This is a genomic window from Desulfoluna butyratoxydans (genome assembly GCF_900699765.1).
Lineage (GTDB): Bacteria > Desulfobacterota > Desulfobacteria > Desulfobacterales > Desulfolunaceae > Desulfoluna > Desulfoluna butyratoxydans.
Genome location: NZ_CAADHO010000002.1, coordinates 108,671 through 126,434, shown reverse-complemented (window position 1 = coordinate 126,434; position 17,764 = coordinate 108,671). Strand labels below are relative to the sequence as shown.

The 17,764-nt window shown below is 60.2% G+C and carries 14 protein-coding genes; 4 read left to right on the top strand and 10 right to left on the bottom strand.

Features of this window, described 5'->3' with window-relative positions:
- Positions 1–177 precede the first annotated feature (177 nt).
- A complete protein-coding gene (locus MSL71_RS05710) occupies positions 178–798 on the top strand; it encodes an indolepyruvate oxidoreductase subunit beta (RefSeq protein ID WP_180137714.1) in 621 nt (206 codons plus the stop codon).
- Positions 799–1,229: 431 nt separating this feature from the next.
- Here the strand turns inward: MSL71_RS05710 and MSL71_RS05705 are convergent, their stop codons facing one another.
- The 6 genes from MSL71_RS05705 to dnaJ all read right to left on the bottom strand — a co-directional run bounded on the left by MSL71_RS05705 (position 1,230) and on the right by dnaJ (position 7,479).
- Positions 1,230–2,231 (bottom strand): MBL fold metallo-hydrolase, encoded by a 1,002-nt coding sequence (locus tag MSL71_RS05705; RefSeq protein ID WP_180137713.1) that lies wholly within the window; start codon positions 2,229–2,231, stop codon positions 1,230–1,232.
- Between the two features lie 405 nt (positions 2,232–2,636).
- Positions 2,637–3,479, bottom strand: a complete 843-nt coding sequence (locus MSL71_RS05700) for an MBL fold metallo-hydrolase (protein WP_180137712.1) — start codon at positions 3,477–3,479, stop codon at positions 2,637–2,639.
- A 531-nt stretch (positions 3,480–4,010) separates the two neighbouring features.
- Entirely contained in the window at positions 4,011–4,904 is an 894-nt protein-coding gene (locus MSL71_RS05695; protein ID WP_180137711.1) for an acyltransferase, read from the bottom strand.
- 289 nt (positions 4,905–5,193) lie between these two features.
- Entirely contained in the window at positions 5,194–5,952 is a 759-nt protein-coding gene (gene hisA, locus MSL71_RS05690) for a phosphoribosylformimino-5-aminoimidazole carboxamide ribotide isomerase (protein ID WP_180137710.1), read from the bottom strand.
- A gap of 25 nt (positions 5,953–5,977) precedes the next feature.
- Complete coding sequence (queD, locus tag MSL71_RS05685; protein ID WP_180137709.1) at positions 5,978–6,349, bottom strand: 6-carboxytetrahydropterin synthase QueD; 372 nt, start codon at positions 6,347–6,349, stop codon at positions 5,978–5,980.
- Positions 6,350–6,363: 14 nt separating this feature from the next.
- Positions 6,364–7,479: a molecular chaperone DnaJ gene (gene dnaJ, locus MSL71_RS05680; protein WP_180137708.1), complete on the bottom strand. Its 1,116-nt coding sequence runs from the start codon at positions 7,477–7,479 to the stop codon at positions 6,364–6,366.
- A gap of 236 nt (positions 7,480–7,715) precedes the next feature.
- On the opposite strand from dnaJ, the gene ubiE reads away from it, so the two are divergent.
- Complete coding sequence (gene ubiE / locus MSL71_RS05675; protein ID WP_180137707.1) at positions 7,716–8,429, top strand: bifunctional demethylmenaquinone methyltransferase/2-methoxy-6-polyprenyl-1,4-benzoquinol methylase UbiE; 714 nt, start codon at positions 7,716–7,718, stop codon at positions 8,427–8,429.
- Between the two features lie 164 nt (positions 8,430–8,593).
- The gene (gene trhA / locus MSL71_RS05670; protein WP_180137706.1) at positions 8,594–9,253 is read left to right on the top strand and encodes a PAQR family membrane homeostasis protein TrhA; all 660 of its coding nucleotides are present in this window, start codon (positions 8,594–8,596) and stop codon (positions 9,251–9,253) included.
- 120 nt (positions 9,254–9,373) lie between these two features.
- Here the strand turns inward: trhA and pyk are convergent, their stop codons facing one another.
- On the bottom strand, positions 9,374–10,735 hold the full coding sequence (pyk, locus tag MSL71_RS05665) for a pyruvate kinase (protein ID WP_246317720.1): 1,362 nt from the start codon (positions 10,733–10,735) through the stop codon (positions 9,374–9,376).
- A gap of 495 nt (positions 10,736–11,230) precedes the next feature.
- Between pyk and MSL71_RS05660 the strand changes: the two genes are divergently transcribed.
- The gene (locus MSL71_RS05660) at positions 11,231–12,238 is read left to right on the top strand and encodes a response regulator (protein ID WP_180137704.1); all 1,008 of its coding nucleotides are present in this window, start codon (positions 11,231–11,233) and stop codon (positions 12,236–12,238) included.
- 1 nt (position 12,239) lies between these two features.
- Here MSL71_RS05660 and MSL71_RS05655 read toward each other — a convergent pair whose 3' ends face one another.
- The 3 genes from MSL71_RS05655 to MSL71_RS05645 are packed head-to-tail and all read right to left on the bottom strand — an operon-like array spanning position 12,240 to position 17,743.
- Positions 12,240–15,098 (bottom strand): response regulator, encoded by a 2,859-nt coding sequence (locus MSL71_RS05655; protein ID WP_180137703.1) that lies wholly within the window; start codon positions 15,096–15,098, stop codon positions 12,240–12,242.
- Positions 15,099–15,117: 19 nt separating this feature from the next.
- Complete coding sequence (locus MSL71_RS05650; RefSeq protein WP_180137702.1) at positions 15,118–15,726, bottom strand: TOL_0243 family YfiR-like periplasmic protein; 609 nt, start codon at positions 15,724–15,726, stop codon at positions 15,118–15,120.
- The gene (locus tag MSL71_RS05645; RefSeq protein WP_180137701.1) at positions 15,716–17,743 is read right to left on the bottom strand and encodes a TOL_0244 family TonB-dependent receptor; all 2,028 of its coding nucleotides are present in this window, start codon (positions 17,741–17,743) and stop codon (positions 15,716–15,718) included. Before MSL71_RS05645 ends, MSL71_RS05650 begins: the two co-directional genes overlap by 11 nt.
- Positions 17,744–17,764 lie beyond the last annotated feature (21 nt).

Genomic DNA, 17,764 nt, shown 5'->3' with positions numbered 1-17,764 from the left:
GTTCAAAAATGCCATGAAGAAAAGGCATATGATTTGCCGCTATCGATGAAATACCCAAAATTATATTCAAAAGATGTTTGTCAAACTTTTCAAAAGTTTGGCCCCCGGCAGGGCCGCCGGAGGCGTTTGTTGAACTTGTTTTTGTGTTCGTGCTTTTTTGCGGACAGAGGAGAGCATATGGATGGCAGAGGACTTCCCCATGATCCGTACAATTTGATTGTTGCGGGGGTGGGCGGGCAGGGCAACGTGATGACGTCGCGGACCATCGGCTCCATGCTGGCGGCCCAGGGTTTTTTTGTTACCATCGGGGAGACCTTCGGGGCGTCGCAGCGTGGGGGCTCGGTGATGAGCCACCTTCGTATTTCCGCCCGGTGCAGCTGGTCGCCGCAGATTCCGTTGGGCAAGGCGCACATGGTGGTCTCCATGGAGCCCTCCGAGGCGATTCGGGTGCTCAAGGATTTTGGGAACCGTCAGGTGAAGGTGATCACCAACACGCGTCCTTTTCTGCCGGTGGGGGTGATCTCCGGGCAGCTCAGTTACCCCTCGGATGAGGAGATCAGGGGCTGGATCCTGGAGATGACAGAGGGGGCCTGGTTCCTCAATGCCACGGAAGAAGCCGTCAAGATCGGAGCGCCGGTGCTGGGCAACGTCATCATGGCAGGGGCTTTGGCGGGAACAGGTGAACTTCCCCTGGCACGGGAGCTGTTTGAAGGGGCTGCGGAAAAGCGGTTTGACGGGGAGACGCTGGCTCAGAATCTCACAGCATTTGATGTGGGGGTCGCGGCCGTTTCCGGCTGAGCGTCCCCCCCACCAAGCTGTGAACGATAGGAGAATATGATGAAGAAACTCCCTGTGTGGGAGTACTCTTACCTAATACACAGTCCGTGCCAAGATGGGAAAATAATTTATGGAACCCTGAATAACGGGGCTTCTGGTCTTCTTTGGGGCCCAAAGGGCAGGGATGGGAAAAGGGAAAAAAAGATCCGGGTGACTCCATTGGAGTCACCCGATGCCGCCCGGTGGATAAAAAAGTCTCACCGGGCGTTTGTTTTATGCGTACCGAATGAGTATTCGGCTCAACAATGCCCCGGAGTGCGGCGCTCCAGGGCACAAGGGAGTTCGGGGGGCAACCGGCCGATGGCCCAAACGAGGATCAAAGCGCATTGTCAATCTGCTTTCAAGGTGGCACACCTTGCCGCCGGAGGCTTGTTTTTTAAATTCTGAAGGGTCTATTCAGACAGGGCAATGGGGCGCCCCACCTGCACTTCGGCATAGCCCTTGCCAAAGGCCTTTCGGAATTGGTCCAGGCTCCAGTCGCAGCTGTCGTGGGGGGAGAGGCCCACGGTGGTGACTCCGGCCTTTTTGATGGTTTCGATGCCGCTTCGGACGTCGGCTTCGGTGAGGCCGTTCCACGGCATTCTGTCGGAGCCCACGTATTTCTGGATGTTCACGGGGCCTACCTTGATGCGTCCTCCGCGGATGGGGTAGTGGAGCCCGCCGATGACGGCAAACACAGGGTGGGGAAAAAGGGCTTCACAGCGTTCGATGAGTCCTTCGATGGTGGGGTGGCCGCAACCGATAATAAGGGCCATGCCTTTGCCCTGGACGTGGACGGCCAGTGCCTGTTCCAGGGTATAGCCCATGAAAAACAGGGACCGGCCCATGGGGCCCAGGGACCAGACCCCCGGCGCGATCTCCCGGGGTTCGGTGACTGTTATGGGACGGCATCCTTCGGGCAGGTGACCGGTGAGGGGCTCCGGGGTGTAGACGGGGAGGTCGACCACAGAAAAGGGCCCTTGGGAAAAGGAGAACCGTTTCTCCTTCTCTTCGGGGATGCCCCCCACGTGGTCCCGGTGGAGGTGGCTGAGGACCAGGGCGTCGAGGCTGTTTAAATCCACTCCGAGGGCTTCGGCATTGGCCAGCAGGGGAGAGGGGTGCTCCCCCTTTTCATTGGCGCCCACGTCCAGGAGGATCTTAGTGTCCCCTGCCCTGACGAGGTAGGAGACCCCGGCTTCGGTGGCAAGGCCGGGCTCGGCTGCGTGGTAGTCCACCAGGGGCAGCACGGTGAGGGAGGAGACCCCGTGGGAAGCGTCGAGGGTCGGTGCCCGGTACGCGGCATTCTCCATCTTCTGTCGTTTGATGCCGCGGGCGAGCTTGATCTTGAGCAGGGCCAGGGGGGTAAGGAGGATCAGGGCGAGGATGAGTATAACCGTGAGCATGAAGGTGAGCATGGGCGCCTCCGGGGCTGGTGTGGGGTTTAACAATGACGCGTAAGGTATACGTCCGTGGTAAAGCAGTTTGTTTTGTGATTATTCAGCATCAAAAAACAGCCTCCTGCGGCGAGGTGGAGCCACCTCGAAAGCTGATTGCGCGTGCGCATTTTCCTTCGTTCCCCAGAAAAATGCGCACGCGCCTTCGGCCCGGGCTTCGCCCGATACGTAAGCTGGTGGATTGTACAAACTATCCCACAAACCTTGGAGGACCGGGATGCGTTATCGTAACCCGTTGATAATCAGTTTTAACCGGACTACTTCCAAGGTGTTGGGAGATTTAAAAACCTGTTTGTCAAACTTTATAAAAGTTTGGCTCCCGGCAGGGCCGCCGGAGGCTTTTTGGCGCTGAATCGTTACCTCGTATTATAATATTTCTACGACCCGGTCTCTTTCGATCCCTTTGCGGCCCTCTTTGACGGTGGCCGCGGCGATGGCGGGATCGTGTTCGAAAAAGAGGGTCCAGTTCCCGGCCACGGCCTGTTTGAGGACGTTCTCCTTTTCGGACATGATGAGCAGGGGCTGGTTGTCGTAGCCCATGTGCCAGGGGACCGGGATGTGGGCCGAGGTGGGGATCAGGTCGCCGCAGTAGAGCAGGGCGCCCTCCTCGCCGTGGATGAGGGGGAGCTGCTGGCCGCAGGTGTGGCCGTCGGAGAAGAGCAGGTCGATACCGTCGATGGGCAGGGTGTTGCCGTCCAGGACCGTGAGTTGCCCGCTTTCTTCCATGGGTGCCCAGTTCTCGGCAAAAAAGCTGGCCCGATCCCTCAAGGTGGGGTGCTTGGCCCAGTTGAGCTGGCGTTTCTGGGTGTAGTAGGTGGCGTTGGGAAAGGTAGGGACTGCCTTGCCGTCCTTGAGAAAGGTGGTGCCCCCTGCGTGGTCGAAGTGAAGGTGGGTGAGGATGACGTCGGTGATCTCCGCCGTGGAGAGGCCGAAGTCGCTCAGCGCTTGGTCCGGGCTGCGGGTGGACGTGACCCCGTAGATGGCAAGCTCCTTGTCACTGAACTTCGTGCCGCAGCCGGTGTCCACCAGAATGTTGCGGCCGTTGCCGCGAAGGAGCAGGGACCGCGCCTTAAGCGGGATGCGGTTTTTGTCGTCCGAGGCGATCTTTTTTTCCCAGAGGGGCTTGGGCACCACCCCGAACATGGCGCCTCCGTCCAGAAGAAAATCGCACATCTCCACCCCATGACACCTGTAACCACCGAACTCCATCGTTTGTCTCCCCGGTAAAAAGAGTTGCTCCACATCACCTTCCGGTCCGTCCTGAAAAACCGTATCCTACTTGATTTAGCCTGTAAATAGCTGAATATGAGCCATAGATAATGTTCCCCCAGGGGGGCTGGGCGAGGAGCGATGGCCGGCTGTGGAAGCGAGTCTTGGATGGGACTGAGGGGAATGGGGCGTGGCATGTGGTCATGGGGGGCGTCAGGAAGGAAAAAATCCCGTAACTATTCAGCTCCAAAAAACAGCCTCCGGCGGGAAGGTGTGCCACCTTGAAAGCTGATGGCAGATGTGATTTGCCCCTCGTTCCTCGGGTCAAATCTCATCTGCATTTAAAACGGCAGTAACTATTCAGCTTGCCTCCGGCGGGTCGCTTTTTTGAAAAAAAGCTCCGCAAAAAACTTTTGTAATGCAAAAAGTGGAAATTATTTCGGCGAAGCCTGGAAAGACTTGCTTAAGACCTGTTTGTCAAACTTTTTAAAAGTTTGGCCCCCGGCAGGGCCGCCGGAGGCCTCTCGGTTTTTATGCCGCCTTGCGCAGTTGGTCGATGCGTCGGTCTTTGGCTTCCCAGACGCCGTTGATCCAGGTCTGGAAGTGGGCGCGGAAGTCGGGATCGTTCTCGTAGGAGCCGATGATGTCGTCGGTGACCTCCATGAGCTCCACGTGGACCTTGACGGCGTCGATCTTACCGCAGAGGTATTCCCAGAAGCTCTTTGTGCCGTTGGGGTAGACGATGGTGACGTTGACGATGCCGGTCATAAGCTCGCCCATGGAACCCAGGACAAAGGCGACACCCCCGGCCTTGGGTTTGAGCAGGTGGGTGAAGGGGGAGCTTTGCCGGGTGTGTTTGCCCGGGGTGAAGCGGGTGCCTTCCACGAAGTTGACGATGGAGACCGGGATGGTTTTGTACTTTTCGCAGGCCTTTCGGGTGACCTCGATGTCTTTTCCCTTGAGGTTGGGGTGTTTTTTGAGCTGCTCTTTGGAGTAGCGCTTCATAAAGGGAAAATCCATGGCCCACCAGGCGAGGCCCATGATGGGGACCCAGATGAGCTCCTTTTTGAGGAAAAACTTCAGAAAGGGGATTTTGCGGTTGAGGACCCTCTGGAGGATGAGGATGTCCACCCAGCTCTGGTGGTTGCTGATGACAAGGTACCACATGTCCCTTTTGAGGCCTTCGGTTCCGGTGACTTCCAGGTCGATGTTCTGCATGAGCCTCATGTTGAAAGTGTTGACGTCGATCCAGTTTGTGGCCAGCACATCCAGGATCTTCCGGGAGGCTCGTTGCCAGAAGGAGAAGGGGATCACCAGCTTGGTGATGGCAACGGTCACCAAAGGCACAATGGTGACAATGGAGTTGAGGAAATAGAGCAGAAAAGCGAGGACCCCCCTGATGGGGCCGGGCAGAATGGATCTCATGGTCGGTGACCTCCGTGGGGTTGTGGGCCTTGGTGACAGGCCGGTTTCGGACACCTCGTTCGCCCATGCGTGACGGGTCCGGTGATGGCGCGGACGGGCCTGTGGTGCAGGCTGATCGGCCGGGGTTCGGCAACAGGTTTATGCAAGCATTGTGCCTGGTGCGTATGTCGGTGGGATGTTTCGGAAATGCAGGGGGTTCACGATGGGGTGACGGCTGGTTTCGGGGCGGCGAGGGGAATGGGGTGTGCAAACCAAGCAGGTTGGTTTGCACGATTTGTACAAAGGCGTGTCAGCCGCTGTAGCGCTGGCTCAGGGTCTCGTAGGCCAGGGCGTCGCCTCCGAAGATGTCCAGGGCGCTTCCCACGGTGAAGTCGATGGCCCCGTTGCCCAGGGTGTCGATGGTCTCAATGTCCGAAAGGGAGCGGATTCCCCCGGCGTAGGTGACGGGGCGCTTCCCCCACTTTCCCAGGAGTTCCACCAGGGGTTCTTCAATACCCGAGACCATGCCCTCCACGTCCACGCCGTGGATGAGGAACTCATGGCAGGAGTCTGCCAGGCGGTCCAGCAGGGGGAGGGTGATCACCTCATCGGTCCAGGTCTGCCAGCGGTCGGTGACGATGCGGTAGCCTTGGTCGCTGCGCCGGCAGCTCAGGTCCAGGACGAGCCGCTCTTTGCCCACGGTCTTGACCAGTTTGGCCAGGCGCTCTTCATCGATGCGGCCGTCGTGGAAGACGTGGGAGGTGACGATGACGGCTGCAGCCCCCCGGTCAAGCCAGGAGACAGCATTGTCGCAAGTGATGCCACCGCCCACCTGCAAGCCGTCGGGCCAGGCTGAAAGGGCCCCGCAGGCCGCCTCTTCGTTACCCGGTCCCAGTTGGATGACGTGGCCTCCGGTGAGGTTGTCCTTGCGGTAGAGCTCGGCAAACCAGGAGGCTGGCCGGGTGGCGGAAAAGTTGGTGGTGGGCGACTCGTCCGAGTCGGTCAACGTGCCGCCCACGATCTGTTTGACGACCCCCTGGTGGAGGTCGATGCACGGTCTGAATTTCATGGTCTCCTGTCCCGTTGGAGTGCAATCAGTCGGCGATGTAGGTGGCGCAGGAGTTTTCAGATTCCCAGGCCGAGACACGGGAGACCTTGACCCCGTCCACGTCGATACGGCGTTCCAGCTCCTTGGCGATGTACATGGCAATGTGCTCGGAGGAGGGGGGCGCGTCCTTGAAGATGTCCGACTCGTTCAGGTAGGTGTGATCCAGGGTACCTATCACCTCTTTGAGCTCTTTTTTGACGATGCCGAAGTCCATGAGGACCCCGCCTTTGTCCAGCTTTTCTCCCTGAACGTACACTTCCACGTGCCAGTTGTGGCCATGGAGGTTCTCACACTGTTCGCCCACCATGGTGAGGCGGTGGGCAGCGGCAAAACGGGTGGTGACTTTCAATTCAAACATGGGCTCTCCTTCGTTTAGTAGCCAGACCCCTTGAGGAGGTTCTTCAGCCTGTTGGTGAACTTTTCCGAATCGAGCTTTTCAAATTCCCGGAGGAGCTTCTCCTGCTTTTTGGAGATTTTCTTGGGGGTGGTGATCTCCACCTGGATGATCTGGTCCCCGGGCCTGCCGCCCCGCAGGGACGGAATGCCTTTGCCGGGGAACCGGAAGGTCTCGGCGTACTGGGTCCCTGCCGGGATCTTGAGGGACTCTTCGCCTTCCAGGGTGGGGATGGTGATGGTGGCTCCAAGGGCCGCCTGGATAAAGGAGATCTCCACCAGGCAGATGATGTCGTTGCCGTTGCGCTGGAAGTGCTTGTGGGGGCGCACGGAGATGAAGACGTAGAGGTCTCCTGCGGGGCCGCCGTTGGGGCTGGCTTCCCCTTCGCTGGTGAGGCGCAGGCGGGAGTCGGTGTCAACGCCGGCCGGGATCTTCAGGGAGACGGTCTTGCTCACGGCCACCTGGCCGCGGCCGTTGCAGTCGGGGCAGGGGGTCTTGATGGTTTTGCCGCGGCCCTGGCAGGCCGGACAGGTGGAACGCACCGTGAAAAATCCCTGGCTCTGGGTGTGTTGGCCCGTGCCCTTGCAGAGATGGCAGACCTCGGGTTCGGTGCCGGGTTTGCAGCCGTTGCCTTCACAGGTGGTGCAGGTCTGGCGCTTGTCCAGCTTGATCTCTTTTTCCGTGCCGAAGGCGGCCTCTTCAAAATCGATGGTGAGGTCGTAACGCAGGTCGGCCCCGCGCTGGACCCGGCTCCTGCCGCGTCCGCGGCCCCGGCCTCCGCCGCCCATGCCGAAGAAGTCTTCGAAGATGTCGCCGAAGCTGGAGAAGATGTCGTCAAACCCGCCGGAGCCGGAGAAACCGTTGCCTTCAAGGCCCTGGTGGCCGTACTGGTCGTAGATCTGGCGTTTTTTGGGGTCGGTGAGGACGTCGTAGGCTTCGGCCGCCTCTTTGAATTTATCCTCGGCTTCCTTGTCCCCGGGGTTTCGGTCGGGGTGGTATTTCAGTGCCAGCTTGCGGTATTTCTTTTTCAGCTCTTCGGCACTTGCCTCGCGATCGACGTCGAGGATTTCGTAGTAGTCTCTTTTCGTCGTCATGTATATTTCCGATACGCTTCCAACAGGTTGTCACGGTTGACCAATTGTGATAATTTCGATGGCTTGGTCCTGCGATACGCCCTTTGCGGGCGCGGGGTCATCCCTTTAGGCTGCCCGGAATATGGGGCTCGGCCGTCGGCGTGGTTCCGCCACCATCAGGTGACGTTCATACAGGGCGCACCCCTCCCATGTCGGCAGAACCATGGACTAAATTAAATCAGAATTTGGTGTTGTCAATGAATAATGTAGAGCTGCCCTTCATTCGAGAGATGTTTGACGCCATTGCCCCGAAGTACGATGTGTTGAATCGGAGCCTGAGCCTGTACCAGGACGTGATTTGGAGGCGCAGGGCCATTGCCTCCCTCAAGCTTGGCAACGGGCGCGGAAAAAAAATGCTCGACGTGGCCTGCGGCACCTGCGACATGGCCATCGAAGCGGTGCGAAGGACCCAGGGGCGCCTTTCTGTGGTGGCCACGGATTTCTCCTTCAACATGCTGGCCCTGGGCAAGGCCAAGGTAGCGGAAGAGCCCCACGGAAAGGCCATCACCCTGGCCCAGGGCAACGGATTGGCCCTGCCCAGCTTTGACGACGCTTATGACGCCGTGACCATCGCCTTCGGCATCCGGAACATCATGGACCGCAAGGGTGCCCTCACCGAGTTCCACCGCTGCCTCAAAAAGGAGGGGCGTGTGGCTGTCCTGGAGCTCACCACCCCCACCAACAAGGTCTTGAAAAGTCTCTACCTTCTCTATTTTCAGAAAATCCTTCCTGTTATCGGCGGGCTTTTTTCCAAAAACAGGGGGGCCTACACCTACCTGCCCGAGTCGGTCCTGAAGTTCCCCAGCCACGAAGAGTTCAAGGCCATTATGGCCGAGGCCGGATTCTCGGATGTCCACGCCCGCCCCATGACCTTCGGCATCGTGACTCTTTTTACCGGGAAAAAAGCGTAAGCCTTCGGTGCCCCAACCTTGACGCCGGAGGCTGTTTTTTTGAGCTGAACAGTTACCCCGTTTTTTTCGGGGCATTTTTTCTTGCGATAAATCGGGCCAAGGTGTAATCTTTCCTTCTGATTTAACGGGTTACACCTGCCCAGGGATTTTATCGGGAGGAGACAATGAGTGCAGTTGCGGCGTTGCCCCGCTACAGTGTCGGCGAGGAGCTCGCCAACAGCATTACCCACGGCGTGGGGATTCTTTTCGGCATCTCGGCGTTGTGCATCATGACCACCTTCGCCGCCCTTTACGGGGATGTCTGGCATATCGTCGGCTGCAGCGTCTTCGGGGCAGCCCTTGTCCTGCTCTATACCTTTTCCACCCTCTACCACAGCGTCACCGTCCCCCGCTTGAAATCCGTGCTTCGGGTTTTTGACCATTCCGCCATTTATCTTCTCATCGCCGGCACCTACACCCCTTTTACCCTGGTGAGCCTTCGCGGCGCCTGGGGCTGGGTCCTTTTCGGGGGCATCTGGGCCGCGGCCCTGGTGGGTATTGTCTTGAAGATCATCTCCATCCATCGCTGGGAGGCGCTCTCCCTCGGGCTCTATGCAGGGATGGGGTGGTCGGTGGTGGTGGCCGTCAAACCCCTTCTCTCCTCGGTGGACACAGGTGGCCTGGCGTTTCTGCTTTTCGGGGGCCTTGCCTATACCTTCGGCATTGTCTTCTATGTGTGGGAGAAGCTCCCCTTCAACCATGCCATCTGGCATCTTTTCGTGCTGACAGGCAGTATCCTCCACTTTTTCGCCGTGCTCTTCTATGTGATCCCCATTTTCAGCTGAAATTGTCTGGTCCTTTATCCGCTTTCCAACCACAAAGAGCCATGGGAAGGTATTCCCATGGCTCTTTGTGGTTGGCGTGATTTTCACGGGCGAAGCCCGGAGCATGTGCGAACCAGGGGATTATCCCCTGTTCAGAAGGTTCTGGGCGGTGCTGATCTCCACGAAGGAGGCGCCGTTTGCCGCACCGAAGTGGCCGGCCAGAACGACAATGAGGTCCTCCTGGCTGAAGGATCCCCTGGACAGGAGGCGGGTGAGGGCCTCATGGAGGAATTCGTTGGTGGTCTGGTTGAGCTTCATGTAGCTCCCGAGGACCCCGAAGGAGAGGGCGAGTTCCCGCATCACCCGCTTGCTGTAGCACTGGGCGTAGATGGGGTTTTCTCCCCGGTAGGCGGCCAGGCCCCTGATGGTGCGACCGGTGAGGGTATCGGCCACGATGGCTTTGGTGGGCAGGCGCAGGGCAGCCTTCACCGCGGCCTTGGTGAGGTAGTCGGTGGTGACGCTTTCCGGGGTGTAGGGGGTGTCGTTAAAGGTGCTGCGGCTCTCCTCCACCTCCAGGGCGATGCGGGCCATGGTCTGGACCGCCTCCACCGGGTACTTGCCGTTGGCGGTTTCGCCGGAGAGCATGATGGCGTCGGTGCCGTCCAGGCAGGCGTTGCCCACGTCCGAGACTTCGGCCCTTGTGGGGCGCGGGGCGTGGATCATGGAGTGGAGCATCTGGGTGGCGATGATGACGGGTTTGCGCCTCTCCACGCACTTTTTCACGAGGCGTTTCTGGATGAGGGGAATGCGCTCGGCCGGGATCTCGATGGCCAGGTCCCCTCGGGCGATCATGGCGCCGAAGGCGTGGTCCAGGATCTCGTCGATGTTGTCCAGGCCTTCCTGGTTTTCGATCTTGGCGATGATCTTGGCGTTGCTGCCCATGGCATCAAGGATCTCCTGAACAGCCTGGACGTCCTCTTTTTTGCGGACAAAGGAGTGGGCGATGAAGTCCACGTCCTGCTCGGCGGAGTACTTGACAAAGGCGATGTCTTTTTCGGTGAGGGCAGGCAGGTTGATGGTGACATCCGGGATGTTGATGCTTTTGCGCCCTTTGATGGTGCCGTCGTTTTCCACGGTGCAGTGGAGGGTGGTGTCGGTTTTGCCGGTGACGGCCAGGGCGATGTCGCCGTCGTCGATGAGAAGCTGGCTCCCCACGGGGACGTCCGCGGCCAGTCCGTTGTACGAGACGCAGAGAAGGCCGGGTTTTGAGGTGCCGCCTGCATCACCCCGCACGTCGATGAGGTCGCCTGCGATGACGGGCAGGCCTTCGTCCATGGCCACGGTTCGGATCTCCGGGCCCTTGGTGTCCACCATGATGGCCAGGTTCTCGGAGACGGCCCGGACGTTGTCGATGACCTTCTGGGCGTCGTCCGTGGTCATGTGGGCTGTGTTGAGCCGCACCACGTTCATACCGGCGTCGTAGAGGTCACGTAAAAAGTCCACATCACATTTCAAGTTGGAGATCGTTGCTACGATTTTTGTCTTTTTTTGCACAGGTTACCCGCCTTGTCCGTCATCTGGGTTTTGCCGCAATCCGAGGCGTCCTGCGTCGTGCCCGCGTCAGTGCCGGGGCAGGGCGAGGCTGCGGCTGCCTTTATTCCTTAGGTTACTCTACAGGAAGCGTTATTAAATGAAAACGGTTCTTTCTTCCCGGATGCCTCAGGGATCATCCGGGTTGAGTTCGGCCCACCGGAGGGGTGCGCATCTGGTGGTAACCCGTTGATTCCCCTATGGGTAACCGCTGTTTTGTGGTAGAGTAAAAAAACAGGTATCGTCCAGACGGGGATTCCTCCTTTTCCCCTCGTGTCCCCGGGCCTTCGGCACACCCCGCCTGCACGGCAGACCCTCCAGAATCAATCCGACACCCAGGGCCCCGGCTGCGAACGCCGCCTTCGGGGCCATCCTTCACTTACAACAACCCATCAGAGAGACAAGCCGATGAATGTACTGGTCGTGGATGACGAGATCCTCTCCGTGGAGCTCCTGAAAGAGGCGTTGAACCGAACGGGGTATGAGGTGGCTGTGCGTGAGAACGGGAGCGAGGCCCTTGCCTACCTGCGGGATCACGGGGAGTGCCGCATTGTGATCACCGATTGGGAGATGCCGGACATGGACGGCCTGGAGTTGACCCGGCGCATCCGCCAGGACAGCATCGGGCATTATGTCTACATCATCATGGTCACCAGCCGTGGGGGCACGGCCAACGTGGTGGAGGGGCTGGAGGCCGGGGCCGACGATTTCATGTCCAAGCCCTTTCACCCCTCGGAGCTGGAGGTGAGGTTGCGCTCGGGGCTGCGGCTCATGTCCCTTGAGGCGAGCAACATGACCATCTTTGCCCTGGCCAAGCTTGCCGAATCCCGGGACCCGGAAACCGGGGCCCACCTGGAACGGGTGCGGGGATTCTCCCGGGCCCTGGCTGTGCGCATGGGGGCCGAAGGGCCGCTAAGCGGGGAGATCGACACCGCCTTCATCGAGAACATGTACCTCACCACCCCCCTGCACGATATCGGCAAGGTGGCCATACCCGATTACGTGCTCCTCAAGCCCGGGCGCCTCACCGATGCGGAGTTTGAGATCATGAAACGCCACACCACCGAAGGGGCCGCGACCCTGGACTCCGTCCTCAAGGTGGCCCCCCACGCCTCTTTTCTGCGCATCGCCCGGGACATCGCCCTGTGCCACCACGAACGCTTTGACGGCACCGGTTACCCCAGGGGCCTCAAAGGGCGGGACATTCCCCTGGCGGCACGTATCTTCAGCCTTGCCGACGTCTACGATGCCCTGATCTCCAAGCGGGTCTACAAGCCGGCCTACAGCCACGATGTGGCCAAAAACCTCATCCTGGAAGGGGACGGCACCCAGTTTGACCCCTATGTGGTGGAGGCCTTCCTGGCGCTGGAAGAGACCTTCCAGGCCATCGTGAAGAGCCAGGGCCGGGGTATGTAAGCTACATGCCTTCCTCCAGGCATTTGACGAACCGTTCCACACCCTCCTCAATGGCCGCCGCATGGTCGGCGCACCCCTTTATATCTCCTTTTTCAGCAATGCTCTGAAGGGTTGCGGCCAGCTGTTCCAGCCGCTTGGCCGAGATGTTGGCAAAGTACCCCTTCATTTTGTGGGCCTGTGCACGGATGGGTTCGGGATCCCCCTGGGCCACGGTTTCCCTCAGGCGCGCCAGCTCCTGGGGTGTTTTTTCAAGAAAAAGGGTGATGAGTTTGTCCAGCAACCGGGTGTTTCCCTGGATGCGCAGGAGCAGGTCTTCCCGGTCAAACAGCGGAAGCTCGTCCGGGGGCTTTTCGGTTTCCTGGGGAGCCGGGAGTGAAGACGGGGCCTGGGGACGTGGAGGGCTCAGGAGGTAGGTCTGCAGGGCATGGTATACCGCTTCGGGGAGGATGGGTTTGGGGATGTGGTCGTTCATGCCTGCCTTGAGGCATTTCTCCCGGTCGCCTTCCATGGCGTTGGCGGTCATGGCCACGATGGGGACATCGTGACGCATGACAGGCGACAGGGGATCCCGCACCACGCGGGTGGCCTCAAACCCGTCCATCTCCGGCATCTGGAGATCCATGAAGACGAGGTCGTAGGCGGTGGTTTCCATGGCTTTGACGGCCTGGAGGCCGTTTTCCGCCACATCGGCCCGGAAGCCGTAGCTCTCCAGGATGCCTAAGGCCACCTCCTGGTTGATGGGAAAATCTTCCACCAGAAGGATCCGGTGGTTGCGCCGCGAAAGCTCGGCCATGGTGTGCCGGGTGATAAACGGCTTGACGGGCTGGTTTTCCATGGGGGCCGCCCCCAGGAGCGTGGCCAGGCAGTTGTAAAGTTGAGAGCGCTTGTAGGGCTTGGTGAAGTAGGCGTCGAACCCAGCGGATTTAAAGCGGCTGGCATCGCCCCGTTGCCAGAGGGTGGCCATGAAAATGAGGGAAAGCCCTTGCAGGGCCTCGTGGGTACGGATACGCCTGCCCAGGGTTTCGCCGTCCATGTCCGGCATGTCGCTGTCGATGACGGCGATGGCATAGGGATCCCGGTGGATGGCTGACACCAGAAGGGAAAGGGCCGCTTCGCCGCTGGGCGCCTCGTCCGTGCGGCAGTGCCAGGCCTCCAATTGGCTTTTCAGGGCCTTTCGGCTGCTTTTGTTATCGTCCACCAGAAGAATGCGGCAGCCGCGGATATCGGCAGCCGGGGTCATGCAGAAGCTCCCCTCGGGGGGGCAGGCATCCAGCATCACGGTGAACCAGAAGGTGCTTCCTTTGCCCTCCTCGCTCTCCACGCCGATCTCGCCTCCCATGAGGGTGATGAGTTGTCTGGAGATGGAGAGCCCCAGCCCGGTGCCGCCAAACCGCCGGGTGGTGGAGACATCGGCCTGGGTAAAGGGGGAGAACAGGTTGTCGCGGGCCTCTTCGGGGATGCCGATGCCCGTATCCGAGACGGCAAACCACAGGGGGACTTTCACCTGGGAGTCCCCTTCCCGCTCCGTGCATCGGGTGACGTGGATGAGCACCTCGCCTTTGGCCGTGAACTTGATGGCGTTGCTGATGAGGTTCATCAGCACCTGCCGCAGGCGGGACGGGTCCCCGGAGAGGCGCAAGGGGACGTCGTGGTCCATGCGGAAGATGTACTCAAGGCCCTTGGACTGAGCCTTGACCGCCATGATGTCGTTGATGTTTTCCAGCATGGTCAGAAGGTCAAAGTCGATGGCTTCCAGCTCCAGCTTACCGGACTCGATTTTCGAGAAATCAAGGATGTCGTTGATGATGGTCAACAGGGCATCCGCGCTTTTCTGGATGGTGTGTACCCGGTGGGTCTGCTCTTCGGACAGGGGGGTGCCCATGAGGAGCCGGGTCATGCCCATGACGCCGTTCATGGGGGTGCGGATTTCATGGCTCATATTGGCCAGGAAGCGGCTTTTGGCCCGGTTGGCCGCCTCAGCGGCCCGGGCCAGGTCCTTGGCGTTGTGGATGGCTTCCCTTAAGTGAAAGTTGGCGGCCTCGGTGGCTGCCTTGGCGTCCTTGAGATCCGCCACTGTCTTCCGGAGCTCTGCGGTGCGCTGGGCCACGGTCTCCTCCAGGCCCTCGTGCTGTTTCAGGAGTTCGGCATCCCGCCGCTGGATCTGGCTCAGCATGTCGTTGAACCCTTCCATGAGCAGGCCGATTTCGTCTTCTGTGCGTTTGACGGCCCTGACCGTGTAGTTTTTTTCCTCCGAGACTTCGCTCATCATGCCGGTGAGCTCCAGGATCGGTCCGGAGACGATGGCCTGGAGGCGGGAGGAGATGGTGTAGGCGGCAAAGATGGAGAGAGCCAGGATCCCCATGGCTGCGGCAAGGTAGAAGAGGAGGCGGCGATAGACCCGGGTGAGGTCGGCCTGCAGGGTGACGGAGCCCAGGAGCTCACCGTCGAAGCGGATCTCTTCTTTTACCTCGATGTGGGTGGCCGGAAAGGGCAGGCCGTTGAGCAGGCGGCGGGGCCGGGCGGAATCCGAGGCATCCGGGGAGGGCGGAACGCGCCGGTACTGGGCAAAGAGGGTCCCGTCGGGTTTGTGGATGCGGGCCCGGTCCAGGCTGGGGTCCACGGAAAGCCCCTCCAGGTTCTCCCGGGCCACCTTGGTGTCGTTGAATGTGAGGGGGGCCACGGAGTTGTACCCGATGATACGGGCCAGCATGGAGAGGTTGTTGTGCATCTCCTGCCGGGACGTAAAGGCCTCGGTGGCCAGCAGCAGCAAGGTGGCCAGTATCAGGATGATACCTGAGATAAGGGTCATCAGGGCCACAAGTTTCTGCCGGAGGGGCAGGGCTTTGAAGTAGGTGAGCATGGGATCGCCTGTGTCTGTGTCAGGGCACCAGCCGGGCAAGCTTGAGCAGGCGGGAGCTGATGGAGAGTCCCGCTGTCCGGGTGGTGGACAGGTTGACTTCAAAACGGATTTTGTTTTCCGTCTTTATAAAGGTGAGCATGCCCCCCCGGCTGGAGAAGCCCGGGAGGCTGCTGACGGTAAGGATGGGCCGGGTCCCGATGGCGGTGAGGACCTGCTGGATGGTTTTCGGGGGTGTCTCCCCCACAAAGAGCATGTGGCAGCGTGGCAACTCCCCTAAGCTGGTGATGTGGCGGATCTCCAGGGGCCGGTTCTGGACCCGTTTGTACTGGATGGTGGGCAGGGCGGAGTCAATGGGGTCGTCACCCAGGACGCAGAGCACGATGGGGGCGACGCTGTTGTCAAAGGCCTCCTCGGGCCAGGTCACGAACCGGGCGAAGTTCAGGAGATAGGCCGCTTTGATGCGGCTCTCCGTTGCCGGTTCCGCAGACACACGGGCAGGTCCCACGCTGAAAAGAGCGATGCAGAAGACAAGAACGGTGATGGTGAGGCGTTGCTTGCTGTTCATGACCTTGAGAAAACGTGCGGAATACCGAGAAACGTGGCCTGCCGCGTTGGGGTTAAAAGGCAAGGGTCGCCTGGGCGTGGACGGAACGCTCCACTTCCGTGGGCGCGACCCACAGAAGGGACTCGGCGAACTCCGCGTGGCTTTCGTGGAGGAGGTTCTGGCCGGTGATAGAGAGCTCGACGCCCTTCTGCGGTTTCCAGGCAAGGCGTGCGTCGAGTTCGGTGTAGGCATCCACGCGGCCCTCCTGAATATCGTCCATGTGACGGAGCCAGAGGTCCAGGGTCACCTTTGGTGACAGGTCCAGGCCGGATCGCAGGGAGAACTGGACCTTGGGCGCTGCGTCATCGGTGTCATCGGAAAAGCTTCCCTCGTAGCCGGACTTGGTGTCGTAGCTGGCCTGGAAGAGGGTGCCGGAGGCCTGGAGCCGCCAGTTGGGGCGGGGGGCCCAGTTGGAAGCAACCTCCAGGCCCCAGGTGTGGCCCTCCATGCCGTTGTTGATGGTAGTCTCCAGGGTGACGCGGGGCGGGGTCGCCCCTATGTTCGGCACCGGGTCGGCGGTGAGGTAGCCGCTGAGGTCGTCGTAGCTGTTGTAAAAGAGTGCCAGGTCCAGAGAGAACAAGGGATCCGGCGTGAGGCGGTACCCGGCCTCTAAGGCGATGAGTTTTTCGGATTCGAAGTCCTCGTCCCCTGTGATGAGCACCTCCAGGGGGAGGGGAGAGGGATTGACCGGGGTCCCCGGCGGTATAACCCCCTGGCGGATCCGGATCTGGGTTTCGGATCGGTTGGGGGTGCGCACGGCCCGGGAGACGGCAAGCCAGGTGCTGTGGATCGCATTGGGTGCCCAGAGAAGCCGGGCGTTGGGTTGAATCTCCACTCCGGTGTAGTCGTTGTGCTCCAGCTTGGTGCCCACGGTGAGCTGCAGCGACGGTGTGAGGGTGATTTCATCCTGGAGAAAGGTGCTGATGAGATGGTCGGTGGTGGAGGGGGAGGCCAGGGAAAAGTTGTCGCTGAACTCGATGGTGTCCGAATAGTAGCGGTAGCCTAGTCCCCAGATCACCTCGTGGCCTGAAAGGGGCTGGAACCGGTGCTGAAAGTCGAGGTCGGCAAGGTCTCCTTCCCAGGAGAGGTCGTTCTCTTCTTTTTCCGAGCGGTCATAGTAGGCCTGGAAGGTGAACTCCGAGGTGGTGGACAGGCTGCGGGTGACGCGGCTCAGCAGGTTCATGTGCCTGGAGTCGTTTTCGTTTTCGTACAAGGTGGTGTAGGGCGCGGAAAGGGACGGGAGATTTGTTCGCTCGTTGAATCGCCCGGAGTACACGTCACCCTGGAAGGTGAGGCGCGTCTCGGCCGTGGGGGTAAGGTCGCTGCGGAACCCACCCTGGAGGGTGTCCCAGGAGTCGCCGCTGCCTTCGCCTTCGGGACTGACGGACTCATCCCGGTTGGCGTAGGTGGCGTAGAGGCGGTAGTGGCCTTTGGATCCGGCCTCGCCACCGTAGCGGGCGCCGCCGCCGCTGCGCTCCAGGGTACCGACGCGGTTGGTGGCAAGGGCCCCCTGGGTTTTGTCCGATGTCTTGGTGATGATGTTGATGATGCCGTTGACGGCATTGGCTCCCCAGAGGCTGGCACCGGGGCCCCGGATCACCTCGATGCGGTCGATGTCCTCTAAAAGGGTGGTCTGGTCTTCCCAGAACACCCCGGAGAAGAGGGGCGAGTAGAGGGTGCGGCCGTCCATCTGGACGAGGAGCTTGTTGGCGAACTGGCTGTTGAACCCCCGGGCGGTGATGGCCCATTTGCTCGAAGAGATGCGGGCCACCTGAATGCCCGGGACCATGCGCAGGGCGTCCGGGATATTGGTGACCCCGGAGCGCCTGATATCGTCGGAGGTGATGACAAAGATGGCCGACGGGGCGTGGGAGAGCTTCTGGGGTTTCCGGGAGACCGAGGTGACCTCGATGTTGGCAAGCTCTTCGATGGAGAGTTCGGTAAAGTCTTCGGTGGCACCGGCCGGCAGGGCCAGGCAAAGCCCGATGGCGAGGGTCCACGCAATGATGGCACGACAATGTGGGGGGCGTGACTTTTTCATGGGGATCTCCAGGCTGCCGAT